At 32.2% G+C, this 16,104-nt stretch carries 16 protein-coding genes; all 16 read left to right on the top strand.

All coding sequences use genetic code 11. The features are described from left to right. The first annotated feature begins 12 nt into the window (after positions 1-12). On the top strand, positions 13-1,311 hold the full coding sequence (locus ACODS7_RS09590) for an oligosaccharide flippase family protein (protein WP_488826511.1): 1,299 nt from the start codon (positions 13-15) through the stop codon (positions 1,309-1,311). After that, positions 1,302-1,874, top strand: a complete 573-nt coding sequence (locus ACODS7_RS09585; RefSeq protein WP_488826509.1) for an acyltransferase — start codon at positions 1,302-1,304, stop codon at positions 1,872-1,874. The genes ACODS7_RS09590 and ACODS7_RS09585 overlap by 10 nt, the downstream gene beginning before the upstream one ends. Positions 1,875-1,884: 10 nt before the next feature. After that, positions 1,885-3,222, top strand: a complete 1,338-nt coding sequence (locus tag ACODS7_RS09580) for an O-antigen polymerase (protein WP_488826507.1) — start codon at positions 1,885-1,887, stop codon at positions 3,220-3,222. Between the two features lie 11 nt (positions 3,223-3,233). Beyond that, positions 3,234-4,379 (top strand): glycosyltransferase family 4 protein, encoded by a 1,146-nt coding sequence (locus ACODS7_RS09575; RefSeq protein ID WP_488826505.1) that lies wholly within the window; start codon positions 3,234-3,236, stop codon positions 4,377-4,379. A gap of 26 nt (positions 4,380-4,405) precedes the next feature. After that, positions 4,406-5,455: a polysaccharide biosynthesis protein gene (locus tag ACODS7_RS09570; protein ID WP_488826503.1), complete on the top strand. Its 1,050-nt coding sequence runs from the start codon at positions 4,406-4,408 to the stop codon at positions 5,453-5,455. After that, positions 5,452-6,558 carry a polysaccharide biosynthesis C-terminal domain-containing protein gene (locus tag ACODS7_RS09565; RefSeq protein WP_488826501.1) on the top strand — a complete coding sequence of 369 codons (1,107 nt, stop codon included), beginning with the start codon at positions 5,452-5,454 and terminating at the stop codon, positions 6,556-6,558. Before ACODS7_RS09570 ends, ACODS7_RS09565 begins: the two co-directional genes overlap by 4 nt. A 5-nt stretch (positions 6,559-6,563) precedes the next feature. Further along, positions 6,564-7,694 (top strand): non-hydrolyzing UDP-N-acetylglucosamine 2-epimerase, encoded by a 1,131-nt coding sequence (wecB, locus tag ACODS7_RS09560; protein WP_488826499.1) that lies wholly within the window; start codon positions 6,564-6,566, stop codon positions 7,692-7,694. Positions 7,695-7,754: 60 nt separating this feature from the next. Further along, positions 7,755-8,966: a glycosyltransferase family 4 protein gene (locus tag ACODS7_RS09555; protein WP_488826497.1), complete on the top strand. Its 1,212-nt coding sequence runs from the start codon at positions 7,755-7,757 to the stop codon at positions 8,964-8,966. A 5-nt stretch (positions 8,967-8,971) separates the two neighbouring features. Further along, positions 8,972-9,586, top strand: a complete 615-nt coding sequence (locus tag ACODS7_RS09550) for a sugar transferase (RefSeq protein WP_488826495.1) — start codon at positions 8,972-8,974, stop codon at positions 9,584-9,586. After that, positions 9,583-10,206, top strand: coding sequence for an acetyltransferase (locus tag ACODS7_RS09545; protein WP_458728987.1), 624 nt, complete (start codon positions 9,583-9,585; stop codon positions 10,204-10,206). Before ACODS7_RS09550 ends, ACODS7_RS09545 begins: the two co-directional genes overlap by 4 nt. A 32-nt stretch (positions 10,207-10,238) precedes the next feature. After that, positions 10,239-11,396, top strand: a complete 1,158-nt coding sequence (locus ACODS7_RS09540) for a DegT/DnrJ/EryC1/StrS family aminotransferase (RefSeq protein WP_488826493.1) — start codon at positions 10,239-10,241, stop codon at positions 11,394-11,396. Between the two features lie 129 nt (positions 11,397-11,525). After that, the gene (gene tnpA, locus ACODS7_RS09535; protein WP_488826577.1) at positions 11,526-11,951 is read left to right on the top strand and encodes an IS200/IS605 family transposase; all 426 of its coding nucleotides are present in this window, start codon (positions 11,526-11,528) and stop codon (positions 11,949-11,951) included. 124 nt (positions 11,952-12,075) lie between these two features. Beyond that, positions 12,076-13,398 (top strand): UDP-glucose dehydrogenase family protein, encoded by a 1,323-nt coding sequence (locus ACODS7_RS09530; protein ID WP_488826491.1) that lies wholly within the window; start codon positions 12,076-12,078, stop codon positions 13,396-13,398. A 254-nt stretch (positions 13,399-13,652) separates the two neighbouring features. Further along, positions 13,653-14,360 carry a cell wall anchor protein gene (locus ACODS7_RS09525; RefSeq protein WP_488826489.1) on the top strand — a complete coding sequence of 236 codons (708 nt, stop codon included), beginning with the start codon at positions 13,653-13,655 and terminating at the stop codon, positions 14,358-14,360. A gap of 4 nt (positions 14,361-14,364) precedes the next feature. Then, complete coding sequence (locus tag ACODS7_RS09520; protein ID WP_327940505.1) at positions 14,365-15,000, top strand: class D sortase; 636 nt, start codon at positions 14,365-14,367, stop codon at positions 14,998-15,000. 92 nt (positions 15,001-15,092) lie between these two features. Continuing rightward, positions 15,093-15,884: an SGNH/GDSL hydrolase family protein gene (locus ACODS7_RS09515; RefSeq protein ID WP_470215713.1), complete on the top strand. Its 792-nt coding sequence runs from the start codon at positions 15,093-15,095 to the stop codon at positions 15,882-15,884. Positions 15,885-16,104 lie beyond the last annotated feature (220 nt).

Genomic DNA, 16,104 nt, shown 5'->3' with positions numbered 1-16,104 from the left:
GGAGAATTAAAAATGGAGTTATCGAAAAAAAGAAAACCATCAGATAGAAAAGCACCTTTAACATTAAAACGGAATTTTTTATATACAGCAACTGCAAACCTTATATACGCTTTTAGTCAATGGTTGATTATTTTATTAATTGCTAAGCTGGGAAATATAGAAATGGTTGGACAATATTCTCTAGGCTTATCCATAACAGCTCCCATATTTTTGTTTCTTAATATGAACTTACGGAGTATACAGGCAACTGATACAAATAATAGCTATAAGTTTATAGACTATTTTATAAATCGAGTTATTACAAGTCTAATAGGTATCATAATTGTATCAATTATTGCATTACTAGGAACTTTCAATGACCAAACGAGAGGAATTATACTTTTAATGGCATTAAGTCGTTTTTTTGAGTCGTTGTGTGATGTATCTTATGGACTCTATCAGCAAAAAGAGAGGATGGATTATCTAGCTTTTTCGAAAATCATACAAAGCATATTGGCTATCTTTTTGGTTACCTTATCTATGGTAATGTTTAAGAATCTACTGTTAAGTGTGATTTTATATTCCTTAACATTTATATTTGTTTTAACCTTATACGATTTTAGAAAAATTAGGGGGTTGGTGCATTTTAATATGTTTAAATTCTATAAAAATCCTAGTAAATTTTCTAATGTAAAAACATTAATTATTCTTGGACTACCGTTGGGAATTGTATCTTCCTTAGATACACTAAATGCGAACCTTCCTAGGTACTTTATTCAATACTTTTTGAATGAAGTAGCATTGGGGTATTTTGCTTCAATAGCATTTATCATGTCAACAGGAGCTACAGTTGTAAACGCACTTGCTCATGCTAGTATTTCAAAACTGGCCAATTACTATCAAATAAACTATGAGTTATTTAAAAAATTATTATTGCAACTTGTTTGTCTAGGAATACTCATAGGAGGAGGAGGGGTTCTAGTAAGTTATTTATTTGGTGAAAGTATATTGAATTTTCTATATACAGATGCTTATAGCCTTTATAATAACGTATTTATTATCATTATGGTTTCTGGATTAATTTGGTACGTAACTGGATTTGTGAGTAGTGCACTTACTGCAACTAGAGAATATAAAGCACAGGTTCCCATTCACATCATAACAACAATTGTTACGGTTATTTCATCAGTGCTGTTAATACCTCAATATACTTTAATTGGAGCTGCGTTAGTTGTATGTATTTCAAATACATGCAGATGTATTTTAACCTTAAATACTCTTAATAAAATTGTCAGTAAAAAAAATAAAAGAGGTATCGAAGAATGCGTTTGAAGGCTTTTTTTCAAAAAAATGGTTATGTATTAGGTTTTTTTAGGTTATTCACAAGAAGTTTTATAAAAGTATTACATGTACTAAATACAACTAGATGGAGGGTTATAGGGGTTCAATTAGGTAAGGGGTCAATTATACAGGTGGGTACGAAAATTGAAAATCCTAAACAAATAATAATAGGTGATAACTGCTTAATTGCAAGTGGTACTGTAATTGATAGTGAAAAAAATGATGGAAAGTTAATTTTGAAAAATAATGTTCAGATTAACAAGGGAGTGAGATTAGATCACACTGGAAATCTCGTAATATATGATAACGTTCTAGTCTCAGAGTATGCGACTGTATATACTCATAGTCACGGACACAACCCTCGATCTAATCCAGTTCCTCAAAGTCTAATTATTAGAGAAAAAACTTGGATTGGCTCCCATTCTATTATCTTATCAGGAATTAATGAGATAGGAAGTAACTCTATAGTAGCCTCAGGATCGATAGTTACTAAAACTGTAGAGTCAAAATCTGTATATGGGGGAAACCCAGCTAAGTATATTAAATCTTTATAGGAGCATTTTTATGAATTTGTTTTTATTAATAGTAATGTTACTTGTAATATATTTATTTGGTTTATGTCACTCATATTTTAGATCCAATAAAGATATATTCTCACCTGGAGTCTTGATTACTTTTTTGCAGATCATTAGTACAATCCCATACCTATTATTGTTACTGTTTGACAAAAGTCAGATTTCATACCTTATATATACTAATAAGTTTGATGTGGAAAATAAACTGATTTGGTATGTGTTTATACAAATTTTAGGTTATATCTGCTTAATGATAGGTATAGAGTGTAAAAGGTATCCGAATTTTTTTCGGAAAAATTCTATAATAAATATCGATATTTCTCAAAATAGGACATATATAGCTATCTTTATCTCATTACTTTTAGGTATTCTTGGCTACATATTTTTTTTAAAAAGTATAGGAGGTTTCAGTAATCTTATTTATAATCTTCAGCATCGAGCTGAGTTTACTTCAGGGAATGGTTATATATTAACTTTGCTTAAATTTTTGACAGTAGCTATTTGCTTATTAATTTATAGTAGGAAGTTTAAAAGGAATGGGAGCATATGGTATAAATTTTTCATTCTAGTCGTATTGATGGGTACAATATTTGTTTTATCTACTCTTGGTGGACGAAAATCTACTATACATTTAGTGATATTGTGCATATTATTTTTTCATTATGGAGTTTCACGTATAAAAAAAATGCCTATTAATTTTTATTTTATATTAATTGTGGGTTTGGTATATTTTATAGCCATGCCAATATTAAGAAGCCCAGGAGCTATTGAATATTATAGTGAAAGACCGACAGAATTATATGAGCAAGTAAAACAAAATTATACTGAATCTATAAAATCTATAAGTTATGTGGACCATTATGTCTTGATAACAGACCATTTTACTTTGCAAAATGTTTGGTTAGGAAAAAGTTATTTAGATTTATTCAAAGCACCTTTACCAAGATCTATATATCCTGAAAAACCACCTATTGATGATGGTATGTATATTCGTACAATAGCAGAAGGATATAATGTTACACCGTCTAAACCAGTTCAGGAGTTGTATGCGTCCTCCTGGCCGCCTGAAACTCTTGGAAGTATGTATGCTAATTTTTGGATACCGGGTGTTGTATTCGGGATGTATATATTAGGAGTTATTTATAAAATGTCATATTATTTCATGAAAGTGAGTGGATATAATTTTATATCTATTTTCATTTATGGAAGTATAATTTTAAACTTTCAATTAAGTAATTTAAGAATAGTACAGATTACCACGGATTTATTATTAGTTTTAGTATTTATTTTTTTATTTTCTAATAAAGAAAAGAAACCATTAGGGTGAGGGAATTTAAAATGAAGGATATCTTAATATTAGCACCATATTATTTACCCGGGTTCAAAGGTGGAGGACCTATAAGATCTATTAGTAATTTAGTGCACACTTTAGGAAATGAACTTAACTTTAAAATTATTACTAGTGATAGGGATTTGGGGGATTCAATAGCATATGAAAAGGCTCAAAATGAAGTTTGGACCAAAGTGGGTTTGGCAGAAGTTTATTATGTAACGCCTGAAAAATTTAATTTTAGATATTTAAGAAAAATTATTAAAAGCACGCATTATGATTTTATTTATCTGAATAGTTTTTTTAATGTGAATTTTTCGGTTATCCCTATCTTATTAAGGAGAATGGGGATCATTCCCTATAAACCAATTATAGTAGCACCAAGAGGCGAATTCTCACCAGGTGCTTTAAAGATAAAAAATTTTAAAAAAGAATTGTTCATTGAATCAACAAAGTTAGTAGGACTACATAATAAAGTGCTTTGGCATGCTACGAGTGAAGAGGAAAAAACAGATATAAAGCAGATTTATGGAGAAGAAGTTCCGGTACGTGTTGCCCAGAATTTACCTAATGTTTTTGAAAATAAAGAACATCATAAAAAGGAAAAGAAAAGAGGAGAATTAAAACTTGTTTTTCTATCGAGAATAACAGAAAAAAAGAATTTGAAAGGAGCATTAACTTTTTTAAAAGGCATTACTGGAAATATAACTTTCGATATCTATGGTCCAATTGAAAACCAAAATTATTGGAATGCATGTCGAAATATAATTGAATCGCTGCCAAATAATGTCCAGGTAAATTACATGGGACAAATTAATAATAATAAAGTGCATCTACTGTTTTCTAATTATAACGCTTTTTTATTTCCAACATTTGGTGAAAATTATGGTCATGTAATTGTCGAATCATTGTTAGCAGGGTGTCCGGTTATTATAAGTGATCAAACTCCTTGGAGAAATCTTGAAAATGAAGGGGCTGGCTGGACAATCCCTTTAGAGAAAGAAGAGACGTTCATAGCAGCTTTAAATGACATTGTGCATATGGATTCTGAAGAATTCCAACAATTATCAAGAAGCGCTTCTGAATATGCTGTGAAGATGTTTTTTTGTGAAGAAATATTGAAACAAAATAGAGATTTATTTTCAATAAATTAATTCATATTAGCAGGGAGTGATTTAAATTGTTTAAAAATAAAACATTGCTTATTACTGGTGGAACAGGTTCATTTGGTAATGCGGTTCTCAATCGTTTTCTAGATACCGATATTAAAGAAATTCGTATTTTTAGTAGAGATGAGAAGAAACAAGAAGATATGCGTATCAGACTTAATAACTCTAAGGTGAAATTTTATATTGGAGATGTACGTAATAAGGAAAGTATTGACTATGCAATGAAAGGAGCTGATTATGTTTTTCATGCTGCTGCCTTAAAACAAGTTCCTTCTTGTGAGTTTTATCCAATGGAGGCTTTAAAAACAAATGTTGTTGGAACTGAGAACGTAATTAATAGTGCAATCCAAAATACAGTAAAGAAAGTTATCCTTTTAAGTACGGATAAGGCAGTTTATCCAATTAATGCAATGGGGCAATCAAAAGCTTTAGCTGAAAAAATATTAGTGGCTCAGTCCAGAAATGGAGTAGATGGAGAAACTGTTTTGTGTGCAACACGTTACGGTAATGTTATGGCTTCTAGAGGGTCGGTTATTCCTTTGTTTATTGAACAAATTAAGAATAATTTACCTTTAACAGTTACTGATCCCGAAATGACGCGTTTTTTAATGTCTGTAGATGATGCAGTAGATTTAGTATTATATGCATTTGAACATGGTAATCAAGGTGATATTTTTGTACAAAAGGCTCCCGCATCAACAATTTTTGATTTAGCTATTGCTTTAAAGGAAATTTTTAGTGCTGAAAATGAAGTGAAGATAATAGGGACGAGACATGCTGAAAAACTTTATGAAACTTTATTAACTAGAGAAGAAATGGTCAATTCAGAAGATCTTGGAGAGTATTATCGTATTAAAGCTGATAATCGTGATTTAAACTACAATACATATTTTACAGTAGGAAAAACTAGTATTAGCGAACAAAAAGATTATCACTCACATAATACGAAAAAACTAGATATAAAGAGTATAAAACAATTAATACTTACATTAGATTATGTTCAAGAACAATTGGCGGAGTTTAAAAAAGAACAATTAATGATGATAGAGGGGTTGTCATGAAAATACTAGTAACAGGATCAGAGGGGTTTGTAGGGAGACATTTAGTAGATAGACTGAGTAAAATCAATGATATTGAAATTTATCGTTTTACGAAAGAATGTTCATTATCTGTACTTAATGATTATTTGAAAGAGATAGATGGAATTTATCATTTAGCGGGTGTTAATCGTCCTCAAAATGAAGAAGAATTTCAGGAAGGAAACGTAGAATTAACAAAATATATCGTAGACAATTTATTAAAAATAGACAATAAACCTTGGATTGTTTTTTCTTCATCAACTCAAGCAGAATTAGAAAATCCATATGGACAGAGTAAAAAGCAAGCGGAAGATGTTTTGCTTAGTTATCAATTTGAAACAAAAGCATATGTAAATATTTATCGTTTACCTAATTTGTTTGGAAAATGGTGTAAGCCGAATTACAATTCTGTAGTAGCCACCTTTTGTCATAATATTGCAAGGGGGAAGGCAATTTCTATCCATAATCCTGAAAGATCATTGGAACTTTTATATATTGATGACCTTGTAGAAGAATTTATTAATCTATTACATGACGGACCTAATAAAAAATTGTATTCCAAAATAACTGGGACATATGAAATCACATTGCAGGATTTGGCGGAAAAAATTAATGGTTTTTATAATATCAGGAAAAATCACATTATTCCAGATCTTTCAGATGATTTCACTAAAAAATTATATGCAACATATCTCTCTTTTTTAGAAAAAAATGATTTCGCTTATAAGTTAGAAATGAAAAGAGATAATAGAGGTTTTTTAGCGGAAATTGTAAAATCTAATGAATTTGGCCAAATATTTATATCTAGTACAAAGGAGAACGTTATAAGAGGAAATCATTATCATCACACAAAAGTAGAAAAATTTTGTGTGATGAGGGGAGAAGCTGAAATTAATTTTCGAGATATTTATTCGGAATCATCTTTCTCTTATATCGTATCGGGAGAAAGGTTAGAAGTAGTCGACATTCCACCAGGTTATACACATAACATCAAAAACGTGGGTCCAGACGAGATGTTAGTATTATTTTGGGCAAATGAAATTTTTAACCCGGAAAAAGCCGATACATTCTATTTAGAGGTGTAAACATAATGAGAAAAAAGAAAATATTGACGATTGTAGGTACAAGACCAGAAATAATAAGGTTATCATCTGTAATCAAAGCTTGTGATACGTATTTCAATCATATATTAGTTCATACAGGACAAAATTGGGATCCAACGTTAAACGATGTATTCTTTGAAGAACTAGGTTTAAGGAAACCAGACTATTTTTTAAATGTAGTAGGTAATCATCTTGGAGAAACAATGGGGAACATTATTAGTAAATCTTACGAACTTATGAGCGAAATACAACCAGAGGCATTATTGATTTTAGGAGATACAAATAGTTGTTTATGTGCTATTTCAGCAAAACGTTTGAAAATTCCTGTATTTCATATGGAAGCTGGAAACAGATGTTTTGATCAAAATGTACCTGAAGAAATTAATCGTAAAATTGTGGACCATGTAAGTGATATTAATCTTCCATATACAGAGCATAGTAGAAGATATTTATTAAGTGAAGGTATTCGAAAGGAACATATCATAGTAACAGGGTCTCCAATGCATGAAGTGTTAAAGGAACATAAAGAGAAAATAGAGGCTAGTAATGTTCTTACAGAATTAGATTTAAAACAAAATGAGTACATGTTAGTAAGTGCGCATCGAGAAGAAAATATTGATCATGAAGATAATTTTTACCGTTTAATGGAGTCATTAAACGCAGTAGCTGAAACATATCATATGCCAATTGTCTACTCTACACATCCAAGAAGCCTAAAACGAATTAAAGAAAGGGGATTTAAATTTCATCCTTTAGTAAGAGTTTTAAAGCCTTTTGGTTTTTTTGCATACAATCATCTTCAACAAAATGCATTTTGCGTATTGTCTGATAGTGGAACTTTAAGCGAAGAGTCTGCAATATTAAAATTTCCGGCAGTACTAATTCGAACAAGCACTGAAAGACCGGAAGTATTAGATAAAGGTTCAGTTGTAATCGGAGGCATCACGAAGGATGAAGTACTTCAATCAATTGAACTAGCAAAAGCTATGGATAATAATGGAGCTATGTTCAATCTTCCAGTGGATTATGTAGATACGAATGTTTCAATTAAAGTTGTAAAAATCATTGAAAGTTATACGAAAATTATAAATAAAGTGATTTGGAATAAATACAATTAAGAGGCTTCTTTTTTCTGAGGAGCCTCTTAATTATATAAAAAATACTTTAAGGTGAGAATAATGAATATTTTATTTTTAATGATTGCTTTTCCGGACGTGGAACGAACAGAGAATTTATATACTGAATTGGCACATGAGTTTAAGGATCATGATCATAATGTTTATGTAGCAACGATTTTAGGAGACTCGGGTCGTACTGAAACCGTTATGCGAAATGAAAGAGGAGTACATGTATTACGTATACATTCTGGAAAACTATTCAATGTAAACTATATCGTTAAAGGAATAAATACCGTGTTGCTCCCTTACAGATTTAATCAAGCAATAAAGAAATATTTTAAAGATGTGAAATTTGATTTAGTTATATCACCTACACCACCTATTACATTTTTGAATACGATTAAAAAATTGAAAGCGGAACACAGTTGTAAATCCTATTTAATTCTTAGAGATATTTTCCCGCAAAATGCTAAAGATTTAGGTTTAATTACTAATAAATTACTTTTTTCTTATTTTCAGAAACAAGAGAAAAAGCTATACGCACTTTCAGATTATATAGGTTGTATGTCACAGGGAAATATTGATTATATTGTGAAACACAACAAAGAGATACAACCAGAGAAATTAGAATTATTGCCGAACTGGCGAAAAGTAAGAGATTTTTCTTTACTGACTAAAACGAATTACAGAACACAATACGGATTCAATGATGATCAAATCGTTTTAATCTTTGGGGGGAATATCGGATTACCTCAAGAACTAGAATTTTTAATGCAGTTAGCAGAATGTTATAAACATCGCAAAGATATTACTTTCTTAATTATTGGATCTGGTAATAGGCGGGAACATATTAAGAAAACGATTGTTGAAAAAGAATTAACGAACGTGATAGTAAGAAATTCTGTTCCTAGTCAAGAATATGATGGTTTAGTTAGAGAATGTGATATAGGTTTAATAAATTTGAATCGTAATTTCACAATTCCTAACATCCCTTCAAAAACATTAGCTTATTTTGAGGCCGAAGTACCTATTCTTGCTTCGATTGATCCCAATACAGACTATGGAAAAATACTTGATGAAGCACAAGCTGGCATGTGGAGCATTACAGGTGATTTAGAAAGCTATAAAGATAATTTTGAAAAATTGATATGTGATAAAGAGTTAAGAAAAAGTATGGGGGAAAACGGTCGTTCATATCTTATACAAAATTTAGGTGTTGATAAAGCATATAAAATAATTATTAAACATATAGAAAAACAGGTTAGAGGATGAGAACTATGTTGAAAAGAATGTTGGATTTTACAATCGGAGCTATAGTGGTTCTAATATTAGCAATTCCTATGGGAATCATTGCAGCATTGGTTCGAATAAAACTTGGTTCGCCAGTCATCTTTAAACAACAACGTCCCGGCTTGCATGGAAAGCCATTCTATCTTTATAAATTTCGGACGATGACAGATGAGAAAGATGAACAAGGGAATTTACATTCAGATTATTTGAGGTTAACATCATTCGGTAAATTTCTTCGAAAACTAAGTTTAGATGAGCTACCTCAACTTATCAATGTTATGAAAGGGGATATTAGTTTGATAGGACCACGCCCATTATTAATGGAATATCTTTCTTTATATACCCCTGAACAGAATAGAAGGCATGATATTCGGCCTGGCATTACAGGATGGGCTCAAGTAAATGGTCGGAATGCTATTTCATGGGAGGAGAAATTTGAGTTAGATGTTTGGTATGTTGATCATCAATCTTTTGGGTTAGATATGAAAATTATATTTCTCACAATTATAAAAGTATTTAAATCAGAAGGAATTAGTCAGAAAGGACATGTGACAATTGAAAGATTTACAGGGAAAAATTCAAATAAAGAAGTGATGAAATGAAACGAATAGCTTTAATTGGTCAAGGTGGTCATGCAAAAGTAATTAAAGATATAATTTATGCAAATAAGCACTTTAAAATTATAGCATTTTTTGATGATAAGTATCAAAGCTTAGATAAGCATGAAGAAATATACTATGGGCCAATCTCCTCCATTCCAATATTAATGAAAGAGGTTGAATTTAAGCTTATTATTGCAATTGGAAATAATGTTGTGCGAAAAAAAATTGTTGAACAGTTACACTTCAATGATGATTGTTATGAAAGTGTAATTCACCATACTGCGGTAATTAGTGAATCAGCTACTATTGGAAGAGGTACAGTTATCATGCCTAATGTTACTATTAATGCCGACACAATTATTGGTCGGCATGCTATCGTTAATACAGCATCTGTTGTAGAACATGATAATTGTATTGGTGATTTTGTGCACATAGGACCAAATGCTACATTAACTGGAACAGTTACAATTGATGACGGTACACAAATCGGTGCGGGAGTAACAATTATTCCAAATCTTATAATTGGAAATTGGAGTATGATAGGTGCGGGGGCAACAGTGATTCATAATATACCATCTCGCTGTACAGCTGTAGGTTTGCCAGCAAAAATAATAAAATGAATTATTTTCTAAAAAAGGAGTGGAACGTAATCATGCAAAACCAGAGAATTTTTTTATCGTCTCCACATATGAGTGGGAATGAAAAAATATATATTAATGAAGCTTTTGATACAAACTGGATTGCCCCTCTTGGCCCTAATATAGATCATTTTGAAAAGGAAATGTCCGATTATATAGGATCAAAAGGCGCTGTTGCAGTTTCTTCCGGAACAGCAGCAATTCATTTAGCTTTAGAATTATTAGAAGTGAAATCAGGTGATTGTGTATTTTGTTCTTCTTTAACATTTATTGCAAGTGCAAATCCTATTATGTATCAAGGAGCGGAGCCGATTTTTATTGATTCTGAGGTTGAGACATGGAATATGTCCCCGATTGCGCTTGAAAAAGCCTTTAAAGATGCGAAGGTAACAGGAAGGATGCCTAAAGCTGTTATTGTTGTTAATTTATTTGGACAAAGTGCAAAAATGGATGAGATTTTAACAATCTGTAATTATTACAATGTACCAATTATTGAAGATGCTGCTGAATCTTTAGGTGCTACATATAAAGGGAAACAGACTGGGACTTTGGGGAAGCTTGGTGTTTATTCATTTAATGGAAATAAAATCATTACAACATCAGGTGGTGGGATGCTTGTTTCAGATGATATTGAATTATTGAAAAAAGCAAAATTTCTAGCAACACAAGCACGTGATCCAGCTATACATTATCAACATAGTAAAGTAGGTTACAATTACCGAATGAGCAACATTATCGCTGGAATTGGTCGTGCGCAATTGCAAGTATTAGATGACCGAGTAAAGATGCGCAGGGAAATTTTCAAGCACTATACTGAAGCATTCAAACATCTAGATGGTATTACATTTATGCCAGAATTAGAAGGTACACGGTCCAATCGTTGGTTAACTGCAATATTAATAGATGAACGAAAACTTAATATAAACCCCGTGAATATCGTGCAAGAATTAGAAAAAGAGAATATTGAAGCACGTCCACTCTGGAAACCACTTCATATACAGCCGGTATTTAAGGGAACCAAATATTATTCGCATGGGGAAAAGGAAAGCATATCGGAATTTTTATATCATAGTGGCATATGTCTGCCTTCTGGTTCAAACATGACTATGGAAGAACAAAATGAAGTAATAAAGTATCTAAAAGAAAATTTAATCGGGAAAATTAGAGCTTAGTGTACATCCTAAGCTCTAATTTTATTTTCCAAGCGCCAGGTCTAAAACCTCCGACTTTAGTCGGATAGCTTTTAGCACGTTAAAAACAGAGGGTTTCGCCGATACTAAAGAGTAGAGGTGAAACCAATGGTGGATTACAAGACAGGTGGTCATTCTGTATACGAGATGAAGTATCACTTTGTATGGGTCACGAAATATAGATATCACATTTTAACTGGAGAAATTGCGCATCGAGTAAGAGAAATCATACGGCAGTGTTGTTTAACTCGAGATATTAGAATCATAAAAGGGAGTGTAGGAAAAGATCATATACATCTTCTCCTATCTTGCCCTCCGACAATTGCTCCGTCAAAAATCATACAGTATCTCAAAGGAAGGTCATCCAGATTATTGCAACAAGAATATTCACAATTAAAAAAGAGATATTGGGGGCAACATTTATGGGCTAGAGGATATTTTTGTGCAACGGTAGGTGCTGTGAATGAGGAAACCATTCGCAAGTATATTGAAGGACAACAAGGTGAGCATGATGATGTTTTTGATGTGAAAGAATAACAGGCTTTAGCCTGAACACGCGACTTTCAGTCGCAATCAGAACCTACCGACTTTAGTCGGTAGTGGTTCAGTTAACCGTAAATAATTTAGAGTAAATTGGTTTAAAAGATTAGGAGGTTAGTACATGAAAATCGCTATTTTTGGTACAGGCTATGTAGGGTTAGTTACCGGTGTATGCTTATCTGATATTGGTCATGAGATAACTTGTATTGATATCGATAAAAAAAAAGTAGAAAAAATGAAGGGTGGCATTTCACCTATTTATGAACCGGGATTAGATAAATTAATGCAAAAAAACATTAAAGCAGGGAGATTGTCTTTTACAACTGAATACAGTGAAGTTCTAAAACATGTAGATTTGATTTATATTGCAGTAGGTACCCCGCAAAAAGAAGATGGCTCAGCAAATTTACAATATATCGAACAAGTGGCTTTGGAGATAGCTGGAAGTATAGAAAAAGATATGATTATTGTGACGAAAAGTACGGTGCCAGTAGGAACGAATGATTATTTAAAAGACTTAATTCTCAGGCATTTAAAATTTGATGTAAAAATTAATATGGTTTCAAATCCGGAATTTTTACGGGAAGGATCAGCGATTCAGGATAGTTTTCATGGAGATCGTATTGTAATAGGAGCAGATAGTGAAGAAATCGCAAATATAGTTCAAGAAGTGAATAAACCATTTAGGACTCCAATATTTCAAACAACTATTAGAAGTGCAGAATTAATCAAATATGCGTCCAACGCTTTTTTAGCAACAAAAATCAGTTTCATTAATGAAGTTTCAAATATCTGTGAAAAAGTCAACGCTAATGTTGATGATGTTGCGTATGGAATGGGATTAGATAAACGGATTGGTACACAGTTTTTAAAAGCTGGAATTGGATATGGAGGATCTTGTTTTCCGAAAGATACACATGCATTGGTACAAATTGCTGGTAATGTAGACTATGAATTTGAATTGCTAAAATCAGTTATTTATGTGAACAATAAACAAAGATCCTTGTTAGTACAGAAGGCTAAAAAGAAATTAGGAAACTTAGCAGGTAAACAAGTGGCGATATTAGGACTGGCGTTTAAACCGAATACAGATGATATACGTGAGGCTGCTTCTATAGTAATAGCCCAAGAATTAGTAGCAATGGGAGCTGTAATTAAAGCTTATGATCCAGTTGCAATGAATAATGCAACTCAATTTTTGCCATCTGAAGTAGAATACATGAGAAGTATAGATAAGACTATACAAGATGCTGATGTAACATTCATTGTTACTGAATGGGATGAAATTAAGAACTATCCTTTAAGTAAGTATGTGAAATTGATGAAGCAAGCTAATATTTTTGATGGGCGCAATTGTTATGATTTAAATGAGGTTAGAAAATTCGAATTATATTATTCTTCAATTGGTAGATTAGAGGTGACAAATGAAAAGATAAAGGTTTAATATATAGGTCCTCTTTAGAAATTCAACATACCTAAATACATTTGAATGTAAGTTATAACGACTTATAGGATGTTTTAAACATCCTATGGTGATGTCGAGAATATAAGTACGACTTATATAGTTTAGTTTATCTCCTAAAACTAAACTATTACACAAATGATAAAGATCTTCTTTAGTTTAGAAGGGAGGTGATTAGGAATGAAATAAAAGGCTAAGTTTTGGTGGTGAAATTAAACAGAAAAGGAGAGAAGCTTATGAATTTTAAAAGAATCATGAAAAAGAGCTCTCTAGCTGCTATCATGGGAATGGGGTTAACGATGTTTTCCGTACCATTAGCGTATGCGGATACTAGTACAGATGCTTCTAAAAAAATGGTGAGTGCATTAAATACTTTACATCTTGATCAAGTAGATTATTTGTATGCCTACTTGCAATCCATTAATTTAACGGAACAAGAGCAAAATCAAATTAATGCAAATGTGATGAAAGTGAATGAGATTTTACAAGAAGCGAAAAAATTGACTAGTTTAACATCAGCCCAAAAAGTAGAGGCCCTTCGTTTGTTTCTTGATAGTGTAAAATTAGCGCATTTACAAGTAGATATTGTTGATAAAAAAGGGAAATCCTTAGATCTTCTTGATTACAATTTGAATGACGATGTTTTGATTCAATTAAAAGATTTAGAGGGTAAGTTGTTAGCAACAATTAACCCCACGCAGGAAATGATCACACCAGGTAATTTTAAAAATATGGTAAACTCGCTTAATGTGGCAATGGATGCGAAACGAGAACTGAATAAAACTGGAAAGTTTGTTCCAATGGCAAGTGCACAAATGCCAAATACAGCATCAAATGAGCAAACCTATTTGTTAATCGGTAGTTTGGTGTTTTTTTTAGGTGTTGCAGCATTAATTCCAGCAGTTCGTATTGTTCGTAGATCAGAACAATTGAATAAAGGTTAATTATATGAAGAACAAGGTTCGTAAAAGTAAATGGAGATGGGTGATTATTGGAATCCCCATCTTTTTTATTTTATCTGGGTTTGGAATTATCACTTTCTTCGGATGGGAATTAACTAAACAAACAGTATTATTAGCTCAAACAGCTCTTACACCTTATAAACCGACAGAACCTGAGCAAGCGTTCAAACAAATTTGGTCTGAGTTACCGGCTCCTGGATCGAAGATTGGTGATTTAAACTTTACAACTCTCAATTATAAAGTTCCTGTTGTGCAAGGTACACATGAGAAAGAATTAAAGCTAGGAGCTGGCCATTTTGCAGGTAGTTCATTGCCAGGTCAAGATGGAAACGTGGTATTGAGTGGGCACCGTAATACAAGTTTTCGAAAACTTGAATATTTAAAGAAGGGCGATTCAATTGACTTCTCAACTCCGTACGGTAATTTTGTCTATGAAATAATAGATTTTAAAATTACTGACGCTAAAGATGAAACAATTATTGTGCCTACTGATTATGAAACATTAACATTAACAACTTGTTATCCTTTTGATTACATCGGTGATGCTCCAGCAAGATTTATTGTATTGACAAAACTTTTATCTAAACCAGATTTGAAAAATTTTCAAAATAAAAAAGCATAATGTTATTGAAGTATTATTAAATAAAGTCCAATTGATTTGAAAGCAATTGGACTTTATTCGTGATGAGAAATATAAACAAATGAGGTAGATACATGAATAAAAAATTATGTATTGGAAGCGTAATTTGTCTCTTGTTTGCAGTAACAGTTGTATACGGACAATTGCATTGGCGTGAGAAAATTATAAGGGCGACAAATGAAATAGTACAACAAGACTATGAAATGATACAACAGGAGGAACAAATAAGTGTATCACCAAATTATGAAACGTATGCGAAAAACCTTCCAGATGTTGTGAAGGAGAAAATAAAGAAGGCGGTTTCTAGCAAAAAGCTTGTTCATCTTGTTATCGTTGGTGATCAAGCATCTTCAAGCAGTCAAGATGCTTGGCCGATAAAGGCAACTGAGCAAATCAAAAAAACATATGGTAATGGTGTTTGGAACATTACATTAAGGGAGTGGAAGGATGAGAGTACAACTGATTTACTTTCCAATAAACGTTTTGAAGAGTTAATCGCTTTAGAAGCAGATGTCATTTTATTTCAACCACCATTGCTAACAGACAATAGTAGAGAGGAGAATAAAGAGTCTCTGGCGAATTTGGATCGTTTTTTGAAACTAGTAACAGGAAGTTTAAAAGGTACAACTGTCATAATACAACCACCAAACCCTATTTATAATGCTACCCACTATCCAAAATTAATTTCAGAATTACAACTGTATGCAGAGCAACATCAGTACATATATTTGAATCATTGGCAGGCTTGGCCAGACCCCAATTCAGAAGCTATATTACCTTATTTACAAAATGAACATGGCTTTCCTAGTACGACAGGAAATGAACTTTGGGCACAATATATTACTCAATATTTTGTTGGAAAATGAACATTCGGTCCTCACGACACAGTTTAATAATTAAAGATACATTCAAATAGAAGGATCGGCTATTTATAGCCAATCCTTCTGCTTTTGTGCAAATAATGTTTTCAGCAGAGCAAAAATACAGAGAAGTGCAACGCAAAATACAGAGGTGAGCAACTTGACATGGAGCCTCTAAGGGCATGACTCATTCGCCAAGAACCCAGCAGTATCAATAACTGGCGTG

Source organism: Bacillus sp. FG16 (assembly GCF_057809515.1).
The sequence above is the reverse complement of the archived record's forward strand: the minus strand, read 5'-3'. Positions and strand labels throughout refer to the sequence as shown.

Coding starts and splice junctions, on each gene's coding strand:
- ACODS7_RS09530 (WP_488826491.1), top strand. CDS start 12,076: ATGAAAATCGCTATTTTTGGTACAGGCTATGTAGGGTTAGTTACCGGT.
- ACODS7_RS09550 (WP_488826495.1), top strand. CDS start 8,972: ATGTTGAAAAGAATGTTGGATTTTACAATCGGAGCTATAGTGGTTCTA.
- ACODS7_RS09515 (WP_470215713.1), top strand. CDS start 15,093: ATGAATAAAAAATTATGTATTGGAAGCGTAATTTGTCTCTTGTTTGCA.
- ACODS7_RS09555 (WP_488826497.1), top strand. CDS start 7,755: ATGAATATTTTATTTTTAATGATTGCTTTTCCGGACGTGGAACGAACA.
- ACODS7_RS09520 (WP_327940505.1), top strand. CDS start 14,365: ATGAAGAACAAGGTTCGTAAAAGTAAATGGAGATGGGTGATTATTGGA.
- ACODS7_RS09540 (WP_488826493.1), top strand. CDS start 10,239: ATGCAAAACCAGAGAATTTTTTTATCGTCTCCACATATGAGTGGGAAT.
- ACODS7_RS09575 (WP_488826505.1), top strand. CDS start 3,234: ATGAAGGATATCTTAATATTAGCACCATATTATTTACCCGGGTTCAAA.
- ACODS7_RS09545 (WP_458728987.1), top strand. CDS start 9,583: ATGAAACGAATAGCTTTAATTGGTCAAGGTGGTCATGCAAAAGTAATT.
- ACODS7_RS09585 (WP_488826509.1), top strand. CDS start 1,302: ATGCGTTTGAAGGCTTTTTTTCAAAAAAATGGTTATGTATTAGGTTTT.
- wecB (WP_488826499.1), top strand. CDS start 6,564: ATGAGAAAAAAGAAAATATTGACGATTGTAGGTACAAGACCAGAAATA.
- ACODS7_RS09565 (WP_488826501.1), top strand. CDS start 5,452: ATGAAAATACTAGTAACAGGATCAGAGGGGTTTGTAGGGAGACATTTA.
- ACODS7_RS09580 (WP_488826507.1), top strand. CDS start 1,885: ATGAATTTGTTTTTATTAATAGTAATGTTACTTGTAATATATTTATTT.
- ACODS7_RS09590 (WP_488826511.1), top strand. CDS start 13: ATGGAGTTATCGAAAAAAAGAAAACCATCAGATAGAAAAGCACCTTTA.
- ACODS7_RS09525 (WP_488826489.1), top strand. CDS start 13,653: ATGAATTTTAAAAGAATCATGAAAAAGAGCTCTCTAGCTGCTATCATG.